Annotated in this window: 18 protein-coding genes; 10 read left to right on the plus strand and 8 right to left on the minus strand. The window is 36.9% G+C overall.

The features are described 5' to 3' along the window. Positions 1-18 precede the first annotated feature (18 nt). From EZS29_RS09235 to EZS29_RS09280, 10 genes are all read left to right on the plus strand, one after another. Entirely contained in the window at positions 19-594 is a 576-nt protein-coding gene (locus EZS29_RS09235; protein ID WP_130609302.1) for a ZrgA family zinc uptake protein, read from the plus strand. Then, positions 591-1274: an ABC transporter ATP-binding protein gene (locus tag EZS29_RS09240; RefSeq protein ID WP_130609304.1), complete on the plus strand. Its 684-nt coding sequence runs from the start codon at positions 591-593 to the stop codon at positions 1272-1274. Before EZS29_RS09235 ends, EZS29_RS09240 begins: the two co-directional genes overlap by 4 nt. Continuing rightward, positions 1271-2539 (plus strand): ABC transporter permease, encoded by a 1269-nt coding sequence (locus EZS29_RS09245; RefSeq protein WP_130609306.1) that lies wholly within the window; start codon positions 1271-1273, stop codon positions 2537-2539. Before EZS29_RS09240 ends, EZS29_RS09245 begins: the two co-directional genes overlap by 4 nt. Beyond that, positions 2536-3501: a metal ABC transporter substrate-binding protein gene (locus tag EZS29_RS09250; protein WP_130609309.1), complete on the plus strand. Its 966-nt coding sequence runs from the start codon at positions 2536-2538 to the stop codon at positions 3499-3501. Before EZS29_RS09245 ends, EZS29_RS09250 begins: the two co-directional genes overlap by 4 nt. 24 nt (positions 3502-3525) lie before the next feature. Further along, positions 3526-4197 (plus strand): metal ABC transporter ATP-binding protein, encoded by a 672-nt coding sequence (locus tag EZS29_RS09255; protein WP_130609312.1) that lies wholly within the window; start codon positions 3526-3528, stop codon positions 4195-4197. A gap of 17 nt (positions 4198-4214) precedes the next feature. Beyond that, positions 4215-5063: a metal ABC transporter permease gene (locus EZS29_RS09260; protein ID WP_130609315.1), complete on the plus strand. Its 849-nt coding sequence runs from the start codon at positions 4215-4217 to the stop codon at positions 5061-5063. Positions 5064-5065: 2 nt separating this feature from the next. Beyond that, positions 5066-6559, plus strand: coding sequence for a lysine--tRNA ligase (gene lysS / locus EZS29_RS09265; protein ID WP_130609319.1), 1494 nt, complete (start codon positions 5066-5068; stop codon positions 6557-6559). A gap of 57 nt (positions 6560-6616) precedes the next feature. Then, positions 6617-9484 (plus strand): DNA polymerase I, encoded by a 2868-nt coding sequence (gene polA, locus EZS29_RS09270; protein WP_130609322.1) that lies wholly within the window; start codon positions 6617-6619, stop codon positions 9482-9484. A gap of 2 nt (positions 9485-9486) precedes the next feature. Further along, positions 9487-10347 (plus strand): twin-arginine translocase subunit TatC, encoded by an 861-nt coding sequence (gene tatC / locus EZS29_RS09275; protein ID WP_130609325.1) that lies wholly within the window; start codon positions 9487-9489, stop codon positions 10345-10347. A gap of 208 nt (positions 10348-10555) precedes the next feature. After that, entirely contained in the window at positions 10556-11980 is a 1425-nt protein-coding gene (locus EZS29_RS09280; protein ID WP_130609328.1) for a hypothetical protein, read from the plus strand. A gap of 128 nt (positions 11981-12108) precedes the next feature. Here the strand turns inward: EZS29_RS09280 and EZS29_RS09285 are convergent, their stop codons facing one another. The 8 genes from EZS29_RS09285 to EZS29_RS09320 form a co-directional block, all read right to left on the minus strand. Further along, positions 12109-13494: a TIGR01777 family oxidoreductase gene (locus tag EZS29_RS09285; RefSeq protein WP_130609331.1), complete on the minus strand. Its 1386-nt coding sequence runs from the start codon at positions 13492-13494 to the stop codon at positions 12109-12111. Positions 13495-13581: 87 nt separating this feature from the next. Further along, a complete protein-coding gene (grxD, locus tag EZS29_RS09290) occupies positions 13582-13899 on the minus strand; it encodes a Grx4 family monothiol glutaredoxin (RefSeq protein WP_130609334.1) in 318 nt (105 codons plus the stop codon). A 29-nt stretch (positions 13900-13928) separates the two neighbouring features. Further along, on the minus strand, positions 13929-14195 hold the full coding sequence (locus EZS29_RS09295) for a BolA/IbaG family iron-sulfur metabolism protein (protein ID WP_130609337.1): 267 nt from the start codon (positions 14193-14195) through the stop codon (positions 13929-13931). Between the two features lie 31 nt (positions 14196-14226). Next, entirely contained in the window at positions 14227-14739 is a 513-nt protein-coding gene (locus EZS29_RS09300) for a hypothetical protein (protein WP_130609340.1), read from the minus strand. 99 nt (positions 14740-14838) lie between these two features. Next, positions 14839-15582 carry a uroporphyrinogen-III synthase gene (locus EZS29_RS09305; protein WP_130609343.1) on the minus strand — a complete coding sequence of 248 codons (744 nt, stop codon included), beginning with the start codon at positions 15580-15582 and terminating at the stop codon, positions 14839-14841. 10 nt (positions 15583-15592) lie between these two features. Continuing rightward, the gene (locus EZS29_RS09310) at positions 15593-16684 is read right to left on the minus strand and encodes a hydroxymethylbilane synthase (RefSeq protein ID WP_130609346.1); all 1092 of its coding nucleotides are present in this window, start codon (positions 16682-16684) and stop codon (positions 15593-15595) included. 68 nt (positions 16685-16752) lie between these two features. Next, positions 16753-18141, minus strand: a complete 1389-nt coding sequence (gene hemA, locus EZS29_RS09315; RefSeq protein WP_130609350.1) for a glutamyl-tRNA reductase — start codon at positions 18139-18141, stop codon at positions 16753-16755. Next, positions 18138-19193, minus strand: coding sequence for an asparaginase (locus EZS29_RS09320; protein ID WP_130609353.1), 1056 nt, complete (start codon positions 19191-19193; stop codon positions 18138-18140). The genes hemA and EZS29_RS09320 overlap by 4 nt, the downstream gene beginning before the upstream one ends. Positions 19194-19196: the final 3 nt, after the last annotated feature.

The raw sequence follows: 19196 nt of genomic DNA on the forward strand, positions 1-19196 counted from the left end.
TTCTCCCGGAGGTCTCGTATGCTCTCGATAATGCATAAAGCAATATTTCCTACGCTCTTGAGTCTGATATCAGGACTGGCATATGCCCATGGTGCGCATGAGCATGGCACAGCAAAAATCGATATTGCACTGCAAGATACAGATGGATCCATCTTCATAAAAGTCCCAAGCGAAAGCATTTACGGTTTTGAGCACGAAGCAAAAAGTGAAGCAGAAAAAAAGAAAGTGAGCGAAGCAAATAATATATTGAAAAAAAATATTTTAGAAATTGTCCGCTTCGATCCTTCTCTCGGCTGCACCGCTACAGAAGATAAAATCACCCCTTTTATCGCCGACACAGAAGATGACGACGATAATGAGCATGAGAGCACTTCTGAAAAAAAACATGGGGAACACGGAGAAAAACATGGGGAACACAGAGATTTTCAAGCTGAATTTAAAATTAAATGCAAACAGACTGCTGTTGGTTCAAGAATTCAATTCGCTTTCACAACTTATTTTCCAAAAGTACAAAAAATAATCGTGCAGCTAAACAGCGATAAATTACAAACATCTGTTACTGTTTCTAAAAACAAAGGCTTTATCCAATTATGATTCCCATTATTGACGTTAAAAATCTAAAATACTCTTATAAAAATGGGAAAATTATTTTAGATATTAAGGAATTCATTGTAAATAAAGGTGAAAAAATATTTCTTTTCGGCCCCAGTGGCTGTGGGAAAACAACATTTCTCAGCACACTTGCAGGAATTATACCAGCACATGAAGGCTCACTGAAGGTTTTTGGCACTGAGTTTATCGGAGCAAAAACATCTGTCAAAGATCGTATACGCGGTTCGCAAATGGGTTATATCTTTCAGATGTTCAATTTAATCCCATATTTAAATGTGCTTGATAATATTTTGTTACCCACAAAACTCAACCCTAAAAAACGAGAAAAACTAGACAATCATGCTTTGTTAATTAAATGCAAAGAAATAGCAAAAGCATTAAATATTGAACATATATTTTTAAAAAAAGCCAATGAAATTTCAGTCGGACAACAACAACGTGTGGCGGCTGCACGAGCTTTGCTGGGCTCTCCTAAACTCATTATCGCCGATGAGCCCACGAGTTCCCTTGACGCAGAGGCTCGGGAAATGTTTTTAGAAAATTTATTTGCGCAATGTGATGCTCAAAAAACCACGCTTATTTTTGTTAGTCACGATAAAGGTCTTGCTAAATTCTTCCCACGGCAAATTGCACTGCCAGAAATAAATCGGGCTCAAATATGATTCATCTGTTAAAAATTGCGAGTCAGTCGCTGTGGAATCGAAAATTATCCACATTGCTAACTATTTTTTCTATTGCAATCAGTATCATGCTGTTCTTAGGAATAGAGCGCATACGCCTAGGTGCAAAAGAAAGTTTTTCAAATACCATCAGCAAAACCGATCTTGTTGTTGGAGCGCGTGGTAGCGAAATTCAACTGTTACTTTACACAGTCTTTCATATGGGTAATGCAACCAATAATATTTCTTGGAGCTCTTACAATAATTTTAAAAATCATCCCGATGTTGCTTGGACAATTCCTTTTTCTCTCGGTGACAGTTACAATGGTCACCGCGTTGTGGCGACAGACGAAAACTTTTATGAGCACTATCAATTTTTTTCCGATAAAAAAGTTGAATTTCTAGAAGGAAAAAGACCAGAAAATATTTTTGATGTTGCTTTAGGTTCTGAAATGGCAACAAAAGAAAATTTGAAGCTTGGTGATAATATAATATTAACTCACGGTATAAGCGATGGTCCTGGTATTTTATTACACAAGCATAACCCTTTTAAGGTAACAGCAATCTTAAACGAAACAGGTACGCCCATCGATAGATCCGCATTCATTACCCTTGAAGGAATGGAAGCAATCCATATCAATTGGCAAAATGGTACACCCACTATTGAAAATAATAAAACTAATTCCAATCTGATAACAAAAGATAATATTAAAATAGAGCAGATCACTTCATTTTTAATTGGAGCAAATTCACGTATTAGTTCTTTAAGTTTACAACGAGAAATCAATAATTATAAAAAAGAACCAATCATGGGTGTTATTCCTGGTGTTGCGTTGAGTCAGCTTTGGACCACTGTGAGCTATGCAGAAACTGCTTTACAAATCATTTCTCTCTGTGTGGTTATTGTTGGTCTGATTGGCATGATGGTTTCTCTCTATACATCTCTCGAAAGTAGAAGAAGAGAAATGGCAATTTTAAGAGCTGTTGGGGCAGGTAAAAGTACGATTCTCATACTTTTAGTGACAGAAGCAGCTTTTTTAAGTTTATTCGGTGTCATATTCGGAGTTTTCTTAAGTTATTTTTTAGTAGGTATCGCACAACCTATTATTTTATCCCATTTCGGTATTTTGATTTCTTTTACCTCAATAGAATTTTACGAATATGTTTATTTAATTTTAGTTATTATATTATCAGTTTTTATTGGTCTTATTCCGGCTGTAAAAGCTTACAAAAACTCTCTAATCGATGGACTTAGTATTAGAATATGAAAAATGTAGCACGAAAATTTATTTCATTGATCGCTTTATCATTAACGCCAGCTTGCTTTGCAAATACCACACAGCACACAATTAAAGTGCAAACTTCGTTACCTTATATAATGGAACTGGCAAAAGAAGTCAGTTGTGATTCAAAATCTTTTGATATCAGGACCATTATTGATTTAGGTGTAGATCCACATACGTTTCATATGACTCCCAAAAATCGCATTGATTTAGCAAAATCTGATGCTGTTATTTATATCGGTGCCGATCTTGAAACGTGGCTTTTAAAAATTCGTAAAAATAAAAATGATACCAAAAAGCAAGTTTGGCTTGAACTCAGCAATGGTATGAATCTTAAAAAACTAGATGATGATAAAGAAACAACTCATAGTCACACTCACAGCGACGGCGAAGAACATCATCATGAACACAATCACCTCGAATATGACCCCCATATTTGGCAATCACCTGAACTGACAAAGGTGGCTCTTAATAAGATTGCTGCAACATTTATTTCAATGAAACCCAATGAAAAAAGTGCTATTGAGAAATGCACGCAAAATTATATGCAAAAAATCGACCAAGCTGTTCTAACCCTTAAAAAAGATATCCAAAACCTACCGGAAGACAAGCGAGTTATTGCAACCAATCACGATGCTTTAGGATATTTCGCCGAAGCTTTTGGCTTTAAAATCCTCAGCATCACTGGACTTTCTGATGAAGCTGCGCCTACGCCTGAAGAATTGAAAAAAATAATTGTAAAGATCAAAAATCAAAATGTTAAAGCTATTTTTCTTGAATCCACCGGCAACATGCGCAATATAAAAACAGTTGCTCATGAAACCGGGGTTGAAATTGGGGGTGAGCTTTACACAGACTCTTTAGGTGCAAAAGGTTCACATGCCGACACAATAATCAGCATGTGGCAGACAAACGTCAAAACCATTCTTAATGCTTTAAAGAGTTAACCTGATTAATTATATGGAAACTATATGAGTTATTTGAGCTGGGAAAATTTGGCTGTAGGCTATCCGAATAAGCATCCACTTATTCACCCTTTTTCTGGAGAAGTGAATCAACCTGGCATTTATGCTGTGGTCGGACAAAATGGCTGTGGAAAATCTACTTTACTCAAAACTTGGCTCGGACTTATTAAACCCTTGCGAGGTAAAGTCTGCATTAATAACATGCCTATTCCAAATGCTCACGATATTTCTCAAGGCATTGCCTATGTTCCCCAATTCCATGCAGTCAATCGATATTTTCATTTGACCGTGCAAGATTTTGTGAAACAAGGTTTTGGCCCACATCACAATCTCATGGAATCCGATATTGAAAAAATTTTAAATACCCTAACGGAATGGCAACTCGCCGGTTACGAAAAAAGAAGTTTTCATGAACTGAGCGGTGGTCAAAAAACCCGTGCTATGATTGCCCGCGCGATTATTTCGAAACCTAAAATGCTTTTTTTGGATGAACCTCTTGCGAGTCTTGACAGCTGCTGTCAACTTCAACTGATGGATACACTGTTTGAATTGTCCAAGGAAAAAAAAGTTTGCATTTTCATGATTGATCATCATTTTGAAAACTTTGAATCCTATATTTCAGGAAAAATCACATTTACTCGCAGACATGATCAAGAAACATCTGTTGTTTTTATCTAAAAAAGGTTACAAAATTCATGCCTCCCACTCTTTTAAACTTCATTCAAACCTTTGAATTTGAATTTGCGCAAATTGCTTTGGCTGCGACTATGCTTATCACACTCATGTGTGGCTGCCTCAGTCCTGTTGTTGTTCTTAAGCAGAGAGCTTATTTAGGTGACACTCTTTCTCACCTTGTTTTCCCAGGAGTGATTGCTGGTATTGTTCTAGCAAAATTTTCTTGTATACCTTTTTGGGCATGTATACTACTTGGTGCATCGCTTACAGCTTTTATTGGAACTTTTATTTCAGAATGGATTTTAAAAACTCTAAAAATTCCACCTGATGCTTCTGCTATTATTTGCTTAACTTCTTTCTTTGCTATGGGGATTATAGCTATCTCTAGCAATAAAGGCACTCGAATTGATCCCGAAAGCATATTATTTGGTGATGTTTTAACCTTAACTATAAATGATTTGTACATTCTCACGCTGTCTTTAATTGTGGTATTTATATCTATTATAACACTTAGAAAGCATTGGGATGCATGGCTTACTGATCCAGAATTTGCAGAAATTGCCGGATTTAAAGTTAAGTTATTAGACAAACTCTTTCCATTTCTAATGACCTTTGCCATTCTTTCTGGAATATTTGCTGTTGGTGGACTTATGATTTCTGCACTCCTCACATTGCCGACGATTATTTTTCAACCAAAGAGTGTTTTTTCTCCAATTGTTGTTTTAATAAGTTTTATTGGAGGAATTCTTGGAATTCTTATTGCATTTAGTTTTAACTGGCCTGTAGGCCCAAGTATTGTCCTCGTTGGTTTTATCACTATACTTACGAAGACTTTCGTAGTTCACCTACAGACCAAAAAGAGGATTTGAAAATGTCAGACAATATTTTTGAGCTTAAAAAAACAAAATTTCTTGAACAACGAGAGAATAACAATCTTGCTGATTCTTACAACAAAACTCATACAATTGAACAAGTTGCAGCTCTTAAAGAAGGCTCAAAAAATGTGAGCACCGCAGGCCGTATCGTTGCTATGCGTACAATGGGAAAAATCCTCTTCGCCCATATCTACGACTTTTCTGGTAAAGTGCAAATATGTGTACGTAAAACCGAAGAGACTCCTGAGGTTTTCGAAAATTTTGTTGCTAATGTTTCTATCGGAGATTTCATTGGCGCAGAAGGAGAAATGTTTGTTACTAAAACAGGTGAGCTCACTTTACGCGTAGGTTCTTGGAAACTCCTGAACAAATGCTTACGTACATTACCCGAAAAATATCATGGAATTGAAGATATCGAAACCCGCTACCGCCAACGTTATCTTGATATAATAATGAATCAAGATTCACGTGATGTCTTCAAAAAGCGCTTTGAAATTGTGAAAACAATTCGCCGTTACCTGGAAGACAGCGGATATGTCGAAGTTGAAACGCCTATCTTGCAGACAACTCCATCGGGCGCTTTGGCGCGCCCCTTTTTCACACATCACAATGCACTCGACATCGAATGTGTCATGCGCATAGCGTGCGAAACCTATCTTAAGCGCTGTATTGGCGCAGGTATGGACAAAGTTTTTGAATTTGCGCGCAGTTTCCGCAATGAAGGGGTTTCTGCAACTCACTTACAAGATTTCACAATGCTTGAATTTTATGCATCATACTGGAATGCAGAAACAATGCGCACATTTGTTGAAGGTATGATGCGTAATTTAATCGAAAAAATATTCGGGAGCGTTAAAGTCACACTAAGCGGAAACGATATCGATTTTTCTGGTAAATGGCCTGTGATTGAATATTCTGATCTTGTGAAAAAAGACTCTGGAATTGACATCACAAAATACACAAGTCGAGAATCTTTAGCGGAACAAATTAAAGCAAAAAATATTCGTCTCGACGATGATATTGAAAGTTTAAGTTGGGCAAATATGGTTGACTCTCTTTATAAAAAAGTCAGTCGTCCTAAACTTATTCAACCTTGTTTCCTTATCAAGTATCCAGTTGAAATGGCTCCACTTGCACGCCGCAATAGCAAAGACTCCAATTACGTTGACTTCTTTCAATTCCTTGTAAACGGAGTCGAACTCGTCAAAGCCTATTCCGAGCTTGTTGACCCACTTGACCAACGCGAGCGTTTTGAAGAACAAATGCAAGCGCGAGAACATGGTGACGATGAAGCTATGCCAATTGACGAAGAGTATCTCACAGCAATGGAACACGGATTTCCTCCTATTGCGGGCGTAGGCATCGGCATTGATCGCTTGACCATGATCCTCTGTGGTTGCGAGAATATAAAAGACACCATTCTATTCCCTCTACTTCGCCCCCAAACTCAAGGCCAAGAAGAAAAAGCACAAGAAAAACCAGTTGATTAAATCACTGGTTTTCTTATTTCGTCTTTATATTTATTGCTTATTTTCTAGGAAAAAATCATGGAACAACAAACGCAACGCCTTTTTATTATCGATGGCATGTCACTCCTTTTCCGTTCTTTTTACGCAATGGGATCGCGCTTGACATCACCTGATGGCAAACCAATTGGCGCAGTCTACGGATTTTTAAAAGTCTTTATTAAAATTTTAAGGGAACAAAATCCGACACACTTTGCCGTTTGTTGGGATCTCAAAGAAAAAACTTTTCGCCATGAAGTTTTTCCTCAGTACAAAGCCAATCGAGGTGAAACTCCTCCAGATATCATTCCACAAATCATTCTTATTCAAAATCTTCTGAAAGAAATAGGCCTACCTAGTTTTGCCATTCCTGGCTTTGAAGCCGATGATGTTGCAGCAACACTCGCAAAATATTTTGAACATTATGGTGAAGTTTACCTTGTGACATCTGATAAAGATTATATGCAAATCATTAATGACAAAATTAAGCTTTTTTCCTTAAAAAAAGGCGATGAGTACGATATTGTCAACGTTGACAAAGTGATCGATTATTTTGGTGTGCCTCCTGAACAAGTGATAGAGGTCCTTGCTCTTACTGGCGATGCTGTCGATAATATCCCTGGAGTCAAAGGAATTGGTGACAAAACTGCAGCAAAACTTATTCAGGAATATAAATCTATAGAAAATGTCTACGACAACCTTGATAAAATAACAAACAAAAGAGCAAAAGTATCATTAGAAAACAGCAAAGAAGAGGCACTGCTCTCCCGCTACCTTGTCACAATCAATACAGAAGTTCCTATTAACGTAAGTGAGCTTTCGTTACGTTATACTTTCGACTCATTTAAATCGAATAAACTAGCAAAAGAAAAATTTGAAGCTCTGCGCATGCACAGTCTCGTTAAAAATCTTTTTTCAGAAAAGAAGCAAGAAACAATTCAAACAAATTTATTTCATGAAGAGACAAAAACAGAACTTAAAGAAAACTCTCTACAAAAGATAATAGAAAAAAGTACCAGCAATAAAGATCACAACAACTGGGAAACGCACAAATATCATCTTGTAAAAACGAAAAATGAATTAAACGGTCTGTTCCAAAAAATTACCAACCCGAATTGTGAGTTTTTTTCATTTGACACCGAAACCACAGGACTCGATATTCTCGAAGACACTCCCATAGGCATGTCGTTCTGCTTCGAAGCCGGAGCTGCTTATTATGTAGCAGCTCACAACACCCATTTACATGGGGGTACTCTGTTGGGCTCTGAAGTTGATCTCCCTGAATACACTGTAAAAGATGTGGTTGAAGGACTTAAAACAGCATTCTCTAAGCGCACAGCACTGCTCGTAGCCCACAATCTCAAATTCGATCTTCACCAACTTAAAAATATTGGTGTTGAAATTGGCCAAGCACCTGCTTGCTGCACCATGGTTTCCGCATGGCTATGCAACCCTGCTGAAGGTGGATTTAGTTTAGATTTTTTAACTTTAAAACACTTTGATTTTCAAAAAATCCCGACGAGTGCACTCATTGGTAAAGAAACCGGCCGAAGCTCTATGCTTGATGTTCCGTTAAATGACTTGTCACTTTATGCGTGTGAAGATGCAGATGCTACATACCGACTTTGGCATAAATACAAAGATAAACTAAAAGAAAATTCCGACTTACAAAAAATCTATTATGATATTGAAATGCCAATTTTGTTACTTTTAACTGAAATGGAACGAAATGGCGTGCATATTAATTCTGAATATTTAGGTGGTCTTGCTGCAGAAATCCAAACAACTATTATGGAAATTGAAAAAGAAATTTATGAAAAAGTAGGTTTCCCATTTAAATTAACCAGCCCCAAGCAATTGGGGGATATTTTATTTGATCATTTAAAAATTCATGAAAAAATTGGTTTCAAAGGAAAATTGGCACGCACGACCCAAGGGTACAAAACCGATGCCAAAGTCCTCGAACAATTTGAAGAAGATCCAGTAGTCGCACGCATTCAACAACATAGGGAGTTGTCAAAACTTTTAACGACCTATGTGCTTGTGCTGCCGAAACTTATTAAAAAATCGACGGGACGCGTGCACACGCACTTCAATCAAATTGGCACGGCAACAGGTCGCCTTTCCAGTTCCGATCCAAACATGCAGAACATTCCTGTGCGCAGCGATTGGGGTAAAAAAGTCAGAGCCGCTTTCAACTCTTCATCTACGAAAAAATTTAATATAATTTCTGCCGATTATTCTCAGATAGAGCTTAGAGTTCTTGCTCATCTATCTGAAGATAAAAATATGCTTGCAGCCTTCCAAGCAGGTGCAGATATTCATAGACAGACGGCAGCACAAATTCTTGGAAAAAATCCAGATCAAGTGAGCGCAGAAGAACGCAGCAAAGCGAAAGCCATTAACTTTGGAATTATATATGGTATGGGATCACAGCGATTAGCAAAAGAACAAAAGATATCCTTGGCAGATGCAAAAAAGTTTATTGAAAAATATTTTGAAAATTTTGCGGGCGTCAAAAAGTATTTAGACTCTCAACGAGTAAAAGCTCATTCCACAGGACAAGTGAGCACCTATTTTGGCCGTATTCGTCCTATACCAGCAATCCTTTCTAAAAATCCTTTAGAGGCAAAACTAGCTGAAAATATGGCGATCAATTCTCCTATACAAGGCACTGCTGCTGATATTATGAAATTAGGTATGCTAGCAGTACACAAAGAAATCACAAAGCGGCAATTGAAAACAAAAATCGTTTTGCAAGTACATGACGAACTTGTCCTAGATGGTCCTACCGAAGAGTATTCAGAAATTAAAAAAATTGTTAAAGATGCTATGGAAAATGCAGTACAATTTAAAGTCCCTATGCTTGTTGAGGTGGGACATGGTGACAATTGGCTGGAGGCAAAATAACAATGGCTGGCTCAGGCTTTAAACCCTTTCAATATATTTCAAGTGCATTCAATGCAGCCATGCAAAGAAAAGCAAAAAGGGAACAAGAAATTTCTGGAAATCAGAATGGACAAATGTCTCTTTTTGAACATATTCAGGACTTAAGAAAGCATGCTCTATATGGTACTTTATGGCTTCTTGCTTTTTCAGGACTTGCTTTTTTATTCATGGAGCGCGTCATCTTTTTTTTGAAACGCCCCTATACAGCCTTTCTTCAACACGCTGAAAGCATGGGCATAAAAGAAAACTTATCCTCGATTGGAATTTTTGAAGTTATGACCATGAATTTTAAAATTTGTTTTATGGTTGGATTTGTTTTGAGCCTGCCATTTCTAGTGAGAGAGTTATGGAGATTTGTATCGCCTGCTCTATACGCCAAAGAAAAAAGACTGGCTCGCTTAGCTTTAATATCAAGTATAATATTATTTTATGTGGGTATGTGCTTCGGTTTTTTTCTTATTATACCCTATTTTTTTCAGGAGGCCTTGAGTTGGAGCAGCAAATACGCCTCAATCATGATCACTTATGACAGTTACTTTAACTCACTTATCACCCTAATGCTTATTTTTGCAGCTGTTTTTGAAGTACCCGTTGTACTCTCGCTGCTTGGATTGGCTGGTATTGTCTCGTCAAAATCACTTATAAATAATAGAAAAATTGCATTTCTTGCATGTTTTATCTTAGGTGCTATATTGTCTCCTCCCGAAGTGATAAGTCAGTGTCTTGTCGCCTTACCTATGTATATTATGGTGGAAATCTCTATTTTTATTATTAAAAAAATAGAGAAGAATCGAAACCAAAATAGCATTACCCAAACTTCATAATATAATTACACTATCATATTTTTCTATGATTTTAAGGAAGAAGTTCAATAATATTGATATTAAATTAAAATAATTTAAAAAAATTGGCTAGAAAGTTGACAAGATTATTTCATTCACCTATCTTCCAGAAACTAAGTTATTTGTCCCTTTTATTTTTAGGTTTGTTCAAAGCCATAGATAGTATATTTTCTCTCAAAAGGAGTTTTTTGTGAAAAGAAAAGTATTACGCACTCTGACTGTATCCGCCCTTTCTCTTGTTGGCAGCACTGCATTTGCGCAAGAAGCTACCGCTGAAAATGAAGGCGAAAAAGTAGCAATGGACACTGGTGTTTCAACAGGCTCTTCTCTTATCTCTCAAGAGCAAATCGATGCCCTTAAAAAAGAAGTTCTTAAAAAAGATCCTACAGAAAACGCTGTTAAAGCCTATGGTCTCATTCAATTAAATGCAAACCTCGTAGACACTACCCGCAGTGGTACTGTTGACTTTTCAGCTGCAAAAGTACGTTTTGGTATTCTAGCCACTGGCGGAATTGCATCTGGTCAGTTCGAAGTTCAGTTTAACGGTAATCAACAAAGAGATTTAGCTGTTACTTCTGGTACTAATCAAACTGCAAAATCCCAAGGTGATGGCGCGGTCACTATCCGCCGCGCTCAGTTAAACCTCGACGTGCTTAACATTAAAAGTGGCGCAAACACATTTCTAACTACTCTTTCCCTTGGTGGTGTGCGAATTGGTGGAGCAGACAATTCTGCACCTGATGCAGCCATAACAACAAATGGCTACGCTCGCCAGGACGGTGCTTACTTAAAAGAAACGATTACTCTGGGTAAAGCATTTAGCTCTGAAATCGGCGTAGGTGCTTTTAATAACATCACAGCCTACACGCAAAGTCCAGGATCATACTCAGGTTACGGTTCAGTAAACAACTCACTTCAAGCAAACTGGATGAGTACTTCCTTTAATGGTTCTCTCGGTTATGCAGGGAATGTGAAACTCGCTTACAATTTCGACGACAACAAGAGCCTTACGGGACAGTTTTTCTATGGCGCTCAAAGCAACGCTCCTTCTGCCCAAGATACCGATGGAACTGTGACAAAAGTTAAAGACGTTTCACATACTGAAGCTTCTTTATTGTACAATGACAAAGCGATCTTCGGTAGCAATGCTGTCATTGCAGCTAATGGTATAGCTGTTTGGTATGAGAATGAATCTGCTGGCACAACCTACACTGCAAATAAAAACTCAGGTGGCTATAGCTATGCTCGCCAAGGGAATGCAACATCAGGCGTAGACGATTCAAACTATATGAATCTCATTGGCCTTGGAGTTTCAGGTGACACAGGAAACTTCTTTACAGGTTTGATGCAAAAAGGTGACAGACTTACCTATGGAATTGCATATTCTTTTCTTGAAAGCATTTATGCAAATCAATCCAACGATACAAATGATAAAAATAAAGCAAACTTTAGTTTAAACCAAGTGTCTGCCCAAATTGGATATGCTGTAAACACTTATGAAATTGCTCTTGTTGCTGACTACAAGATTTCTGAACAAGCTATTTTTTCAAATGCTAAGGGTGATAAGGTGCAAAACGCAACTACAACTTACATTACAGCTGCATACTCTTTCTAAGAGAAAACTGTTGGTCTCTCCTCCACCGTAAGTTTTAACGTACGGTGGCTTTTTATTTATTAGTAAAGAATCTTTATTTTTAAAATATAAATTATATAACTCTACACCTAATTATGAATTAAAATTTTTTAATTTCCTAAACAATATGTGAAGGCATCATGCAGGTGGGCATGAAGAAAAACATAGCCATTTTTCGTTGCTTTTAATGGCTTGGCATTTTGCCCAGATAGCAATAACTCGCGCCCCATTTCGCCAAATAAACTTTCAACAACAATTTCCGGTATACGCAATGAGCTTGGCCTGTCCAAGGTCTGAGCAAGCAATTCTGAAAATTGTTCATTGGTGACAGCATGGGGAGCAACAGCATTGACCGCTCCGACCAAGCTCGAATTTGTTAGAGAGAATAATATAAGACCCAGTACATCGGTGAGAGAAATCCACGACATCATTTGTCTTCCAGTGCCAAACGGACCTCCTAAGCAAAGCCGATAGGGGGTATACATTTTTTTAATCACCCCTCCTCCAAGGGATAGAATTGATCCAAAACGCAAATTCACGACACGCATTCCAGCTTCAGCTGCAACATGACAAGAAGCTTCCCAGTCTTTGGCAAGTTGTGCGAGAAAACCTTCTCCAAGTTTAGAATCTTCATGCAAAATATCATCATAATCACGGCTGCCGAATATCCCTATTCCAGATGCTGCAACAAATGTTTTGGGCGGGTTTTGCAGTGCTGAAAGTGCTTTACAAAAGTCTTTGGTAAAATCTACGCGACTTGATTTTAAAACTTGCTTTCTAGAATCGCTCCATTTGACAGCCGCAATATTCTCTCCCGCTAAATGCACAACTGCTTGCACACCATCTAAAAGTTCAGGATTGATAAATTTTTTTTCGATAGCATTCCAATAAACGCAATCATTTTCATTTGGAGAAACGGGAGTGCGAACTAGACGCAATACTGTATGCCCACCTGATTTTAAAAAGGGAACAAGGTTGCAACCAACCAACCCCGAAGAACCGGTAATAAGAATTTTTAATTTTTCATGGGAGTATTTTGCATGTAAAAAAAGATCATTTTTTAATGTTCGATGTCTATATGTAAATAATCGATTTAATTTATTATCAACAAAATGTTTACCAAACATATTTAAAATTGAACTCATTGGTAAAGAATATTCAATATGATCGACAATTTTTGATTTTTTATTATCGATCTTTTCAAATGAATGAGTGTGTTTCCACGATTTAAATGGACCTATTAATTGAATGTCCTCAAATTGTTTATTTGCAATAAAATTTTGATGTTTTGCTTTAAACTTTAAAGTAACACATGCAATTCTCATTTTGGCTGTAATAGTATCTCCATTGTAGATGCCGCCAGAACGTTCCTCAATTTCGAAAGGTATCCAAGGCGGAGTCATTCGTTCGAGAGCTCCCATCCGTTCATGCCAATGAAAAGCTTCTTCTACAGAGACTGGTAAATGGCATGTTCTGATAAATGTTTTTACTGACATAAATAAAAAACTCCTGATAAAACAACTTGAGCAAGTCTATCAGGAGTTTAATGTGTCGCCAAGAAAAATAAATTTCGTTATTTTTCTTTATTTTTGAATACCAAGCTTTTCGTGCAATTCACCCGATTTGAACATTTCAATAAAAATATCGCAACCACCGACAAATTCTCCTTTAACAAAGATCTGTGGTGAGGTTGGCCAATTGTTGATTTCTTTTAATGTTGACCAAAGTTCTGGATCACTGTCCATATCTTCAGAGCCAAAAGGACGACCAAGCTCATTTAAAGCACGCACAACGCGTGCAGAAAAACCGCAGCGAGGTGCTTCAGGGGTCCCGCGCATATAAACCATTATATCGTTATTTTTTACATCATTTTCAATTTTAGTTTTCCAAGTTGGATTCAAGTTAGAATCTCCTTTACTTAATATAAGATTTAGAGGGGTTGATGTTTTTGTTTTTCATCCGCCCATTGCTTCTGGGTATATGCTTTTATAGCGAGAGCATGCACTTCACCGGTATCAACCTCTTCTTTAAATAGTTCCATAATCATTCTATGGCGTTTTAAAGCAGGTTGGCCTTCAAAAGCATTTGAAATCACAATGACAGAATAGTGGTCTGTTCCGCCTGAAAATTCACTGACAAGGCACTCCGCTTCAGCAATCCCAGATTCAATACGCTTTTTCACTTCATGGCTCAACATTAAAAAAAACCTCTGCTTGAATAATTTTGACTTACGGATGTGAAGCGACAGCAACCAACCGTAATGTTTGAGATATAGCGCGACAGCCTGAGACCAAAAAAGAGGTCAAATAATGTTCCGCCACCAACTGTGGATTTACCGTCTGTCCGTCGTTTAAACAACTCCAAATAACAGCTCCCACTTCATTTTGTTTGGGTTCAAAATCGTAGCATTGAAAATTGCGTTCACTGTTAATATGCACTTGCACAGTGCGAACACGAATTGTTTTGCCTTCGAGAGAAATGATCATTTTATCGCCGCCTTTTAAAACTATAAGACCAGGGCGGGGTTGGCTTGTTTGAAAGATTCGGTTGCAATCTTGAGGCTTTGTCTCCGCTATCAGTTCATTAAAATAATGAGAGTAAGTGATCATGAGAGAGCAAAGTTCTTCAAAGAAAACACTCACAGATTGCTGAATCAATTGCGCAGCATGCGAGGCTTTCAAAGGTATTCCAAGACTGACTCTTGCGAGATTTTGGATCCAGAGTTTTTCTGACTGCTTCATTGTAATGACCTCAAATAAGCTTGGTTTTCAGCATGCACAATGCTATTTTTCCAAGTAAGTGACCTTTTGTTAAAAAAAGCACACAAGCTAAAACTGTCATTAAGAGAATTTTCTGTCAATCAGCTTCAGCTCTAAAAGAGCAGTGTTTGCAGACTGCTCCCACGTAGAAAAAAAGATATATTTAGGTAACTTATATGCAGCATCAACCTGAAAAAGTTGAATTAATAAATCAACAACTCTATTTAATATTTGTCCAGATCGACAATAAAAAACAACCTTCTGGTTTGAGTTCTGTTCTATTTTCAATATCGATTGTGCCATTGTTCCTTTAATATCACTATTCATTTCAATTAAAGTATAGAGAGGAACAACTACGCATTGAAAGTGACATTTATCTTTCATATCGTCAACTATTTGAAAAGACTTTCCAATCTGTGAGGTAAAAATATACACCAATGAACTGTTTGTAAAAATTTTCTCTTGCTTGATAAGAGGAAGCAGACCATTTTGTCCGTCAGGCGTAAAAATTTCTTTGTTTTGTTGAAAAAAAGCATCTGGCAAAGTTTTTTTTATAAAATGGGCCGTACTTTTACCAACTGCACAAATAGAGTCGAGATTGAGCCAATTATTTGCTTGAGTATATTTAGGAATAATTTGCGATTGAAAAGCAAGAACTGCGTTTTTACTCGTAAAAATAACAGAGTAAGGCGCTGACTGAAAAGGGCACCAATCTGTTTCTAAAAATTCTGTCTGGTAAACAGGCCAAAAGAAATGTGAGTTGTCATATGCTCTATCTCCGAGCACACCACATTCAATTTGAATATCTCGATTTTTGTTTGCCATTGTTAAAACCTTAAAATTTAATTAAATTCACATCGCTCACATCAGCAAAATTATTTTCAATTAAAAGATTATGAATTTTCTTTGCACTTTCAGAAAAACAAATATCCTTGAAAAAGTCCGAATAAAGGTAACTATTTTTTGCAAAGATATTTTGCATATTTTTGAGTTCTTGTTTATTTATAGAAAAATTAAGTTCTTTTGTTCTTCCATCGCGCCCACAGATCACAAATAAATTATCTCCATCAAAATGCACACCGATGGAAGAGTGACAATCTCCGCCTAATAAAAACAAGACCAATCTTTCGACTGCAGCATTTATTGCAGTTTTATGACAGCACATCTGAGCAATTTGCATTTTTAATTTTTGATTTGCTTCTGCAACTTCTACGGCTATCACACCTTGTGCAGTCGCAGGAATAAATAAGTTTAAAGGCAAAGCAAACATTTCTTTGTACGACATAAGCTTAAGCCGTTCAAGACCTGCCTCTGCTAAAATGATGGCTGCAAATTCATTATTGCGCAAACGCTTAAGGCGCGTATCAACATTGCCTCGTAAGATTTGCAAATTAAGATCAGGCTTTAAATGTTTTCTGAGTAAAAGTTGTCTACGTGTGCTTGTTGTGCCAATTATATTTTCACAAAACTTATCACAAGCCAGCAATGAGGCTTTCAGTTTTGTAAAAGTTAAATTTTTTAACTCACCTTCTGACTTATTATTTAAGCCCAATTGCTCTAAGACCATAGGAGAAAGAATAAGTACATCCCGTGCAGCCGCACGTGGCAAAACTGCAGCAACACTCAAACCCTCTGTTTGTGTCACAGGTAGATCTTTCATACTGTGCACGGCAACATGAGCCTGTTTTGCAAGTAAAGCCTCTTGAATCTCTTTTATAAATAAACCTTTACCTGTGCTCAGGTGGTTGGGCTCTGCAGAGTTTAAATGTACATCAGCAAGTTGAGATTTTTGCATTTTATCACCCGTTGTGACCACTGGAAATATTTCGACGCTCAATCCCATATCAATTAAAAGTTTTTGCGTTGTGTGTGCTTGCCATAAGGCTAATGGACTTTTGCGTGTCGCAATTTGAATAATTGAGTTCATAAAATAACAACTTTCTTTCTAAGCAAAATTATTTTTAAAATATTGCACTATTTAATTTTAAAAATAATTTATATCCCACCTAATTTTCCAGAGGGTTTGACAGGGAGTTTCAAAATATTATCATCTTTTTGCACGTTTTCAGGTAACAATGGTTGTTCAGATAGGCGAAATAAATATTCAAGAAGATCGCCAACAGTTGATTCTGTATCTTCTGGTTTCATATTATTTCGTGCGAGCAGAGCTGCATTTGATACAATTTTTTTTGCAATTGCGTCCGATACAACTGAAGGATTGACAGATTTCCCATTTTTAATATCTTTTACATAACGAGATATTTCATAATCTGTTACGTTTTTAATCCAACTGTGAAATCGCCCAACATTCGCAAGATTTTCTTTTTGTTTGCAAAATAATATATAATCGCGTACTTCATTCTCAATAATAAGTTCTGCCTGTTGAGCTGCCATCCGCCGATTCTGCCGATTTTTCTCCATCACAGAGTCAAGATCGTCAACATTAAATAGAAAAAGATTATCGTATTCTGAAACTTTAGGATCAATTTTCCTTGGCACACTGATATCAACCATGACAGAAAGTTTGCCATGTCGTTTTTTTGCATAATCTTTAAAATGATTAATTTCGATTATATAGTTGTTACCTGAAGCAGCTGCAATACAAATATCAAATTCTGCAATACGCTCCAAAGCATCATGCATTTCCAAGGGCCACGCATCACCCAATTCTAAAGCAAGTTTTTCAGCTTTTGCAAATGTTCGATTCGCTATATAAACACTTTTAGCGTTCGATACAATCAGATGTTGGGCTGTGATACGTGACATTTCTCCAGCACCGAAGATTACAATTTTTTTATCTTGCACACCTTCAAATACACGGGAAATAACATCAATAGCAGCATGCCCAATTGATATTCCGTTTCGCCCTATTTCGGTTTCTGTGCGTACTTTTTTAGCCACGCGAAAATTCCGACTAAAAATTGCGGCAGCTTGATTTTGTGCAGAGCCAAATTCACATGCTTTTATATAAGCATCTTTAACTTGACCTAGAATTTGCGATTCACCAAGCACCAGTGAATCTAAACTTGTTGTTACTTTATAGAGTGTTCTCAAAGCATCGGCATCGAAATCAATATGCAAAAATCGTTCAAAATAGTCTGAAGATAATAATTTGCAAGCTGAATTTAAATTTTTAAAATAAATATTATATAATTCTGAAAATATATTTAATATTTGTTGATGAGAAATCATGCCAAAAAAACAAATATCAAACCGATTACAGGTGCTAATAATAACGAACTCAATAGTTTGTAATGGAGTTATTTTTTGTAAAATATGTTTCACATTTAAATGTGAACCAATCGCAGCCCAAGCTTCGCGCATTTCAACAGGACAGGTTTTAAAATGTGCTCCAGTGTAAGCAAAAAATTGCGATTTTTTCATTTACTCGTTCCTATATTTTCTTTGTTTTTAAAAATAGGAGTGCATTCATAAGCTAAAGGTGTTGAAAAAAATTCATGTCTTTTATCGAAGGAAATATTTCTGCCAAGCATTATCATCAATTTTACACTGGCAGCTTCAAATGTCATATCGAGAGCAGATATAACCCCTAGATTTGCAAAAATTCTTCCATTTTCATATAAATCTAGCGAAACAGATCCCGATTCACATTGGGTTGACATAACAACAGGGATTTTTTTAAGAAATGCTTTTTTACAAAGTTCTAACCAGTTTTTATTCGCTGCTGGTAAATTACCAGCACCAAAACCTTGAATAATAAGACCTTCTATAGAATTTAACAGTGAATCAATAAAAGCTTCGGATGGCAATGCACCCGGCACACAACTTAAGGAAGCAATATTGCTATTAGTCTGTGTATTAATGATCGGCATATGTCTTTTCGCAGTTGGGATAATTGAATTCAAAATCTTATGTTTAATTTTAAAATTTACGCCCAGACTTCCAACTAAAGGAGCATTATAACTTTTAAAAGCATATAAATGTTCATTGCTGTATTTCGTAACACGCGCTGCTCTATGAATTTTACTGTCAAAGCAAACCATGACTTCGGGAATTCCACGTGTAGCCAATTCAACGGCATCGATAATATTCACCCGCGCGTCGGAACGCATTGCACTTAAAGGACGTTGTGAGCCTGTAAAAACAATTGGTTTTGTTAAACCTTGCAAAAAGAATGCAAGAGCTGTTGCCGTAAATGCCATGGTATCGGTGCCATGAATAATCACACATCCATCGAACTCATCCCAGTTTTCTTGAATAGCATTGGCAATTAAGGACCAAAGTTTTTGATTTGCATCGGAGGAATCGATATTACAAAGTATTCTTAAATCAATTTGCGCGAGTGAAGGCAGTTCTGGCACACGCTCTAAGAGATCTTTTAAAAAGTCTGGAGATTGAGTTTGGACTGTTTGTGCATTGCCCAATGCCATCCCAAAAGTACCGCCGGTATGATAAATAAGAACTCTTTTCTTCATAAA

It is taken from the genome of Fluviispira sanaruensis (assembly GCF_004295685.1).
GTDB classification, from domain to species: domain Bacteria; phylum Bdellovibrionota_B; class Oligoflexia; order Silvanigrellales; family Silvanigrellaceae; genus Silvanigrella; species Silvanigrella sanaruensis.

What these genes read in the sequence shown, in the direction of transcription:
- EZS29_RS09235 (WP_130609302.1), top strand. Translation starts at nt 19, where the DNA reads ATGCTCTCGATAATGCATAAAGCAATATTTCCTACGCTCTTGAGTCTG.
- EZS29_RS09240 (WP_130609304.1), top strand. Translation starts at nt 591, where the DNA reads ATGATTCCCATTATTGACGTTAAAAATCTAAAATACTCTTATAAAAAT.
- EZS29_RS09245 (WP_130609306.1), top strand. Translation starts at nt 1,271, where the DNA reads ATGATTCATCTGTTAAAAATTGCGAGTCAGTCGCTGTGGAATCGAAAA.
- EZS29_RS09250 (WP_130609309.1), top strand. Translation starts at nt 2,536, where the DNA reads ATGAAAAATGTAGCACGAAAATTTATTTCATTGATCGCTTTATCATTA.
- EZS29_RS09255 (WP_130609312.1), top strand. Translation starts at nt 3,526, where the DNA reads ATGAGTTATTTGAGCTGGGAAAATTTGGCTGTAGGCTATCCGAATAAG.
- EZS29_RS09260 (WP_130609315.1), top strand. Translation starts at nt 4,215, where the DNA reads ATGCCTCCCACTCTTTTAAACTTCATTCAAACCTTTGAATTTGAATTT.
- lysS (WP_130609319.1), top strand. Translation starts at nt 5,066, where the DNA reads ATGTCAGACAATATTTTTGAGCTTAAAAAAACAAAATTTCTTGAACAA.
- polA (WP_130609322.1), top strand. Translation starts at nt 6,617, where the DNA reads ATGGAACAACAAACGCAACGCCTTTTTATTATCGATGGCATGTCACTC.
- tatC (WP_130609325.1), top strand. Translation starts at nt 9,487, where the DNA reads ATGGCTGGCTCAGGCTTTAAACCCTTTCAATATATTTCAAGTGCATTC.
- EZS29_RS09285 (WP_130609331.1), bottom strand. Translation starts at nt 13,494, where the DNA reads ATGTCAGTAAAAACATTTATCAGAACATGCCATTTACCAGTCTCTGTA.
- EZS29_RS09295 (WP_130609337.1), bottom strand. Translation starts at nt 14,195, where the DNA reads ATGTTGAGCCATGAAGTGAAAAAGCGTATTGAATCTGGGATTGCTGAA.
- EZS29_RS09300 (WP_130609340.1), bottom strand. Translation starts at nt 14,739, where the DNA reads ATGAAGCAGTCAGAAAAACTCTGGATCCAAAATCTCGCAAGAGTCAGT.
- EZS29_RS09305 (WP_130609343.1), bottom strand. Translation starts at nt 15,582, where the DNA reads ATGGCAAACAAAAATCGAGATATTCAAATTGAATGTGGTGTGCTCGGA.
- EZS29_RS09310 (WP_130609346.1), bottom strand. Translation starts at nt 16,684, where the DNA reads ATGAACTCAATTATTCAAATTGCGACACGCAAAAGTCCATTAGCCTTA.
- hemA (WP_130609350.1), bottom strand. Translation starts at nt 18,141, where the DNA reads ATGAAAAAATCGCAATTTTTTGCTTACACTGGAGCACATTTTAAAACC.
- EZS29_RS09320 (WP_130609353.1), bottom strand. Translation starts at nt 19,193, where the DNA reads ATGAAGAAAAGAGTTCTTATTTATCATACCGGCGGTACTTTTGGGATG.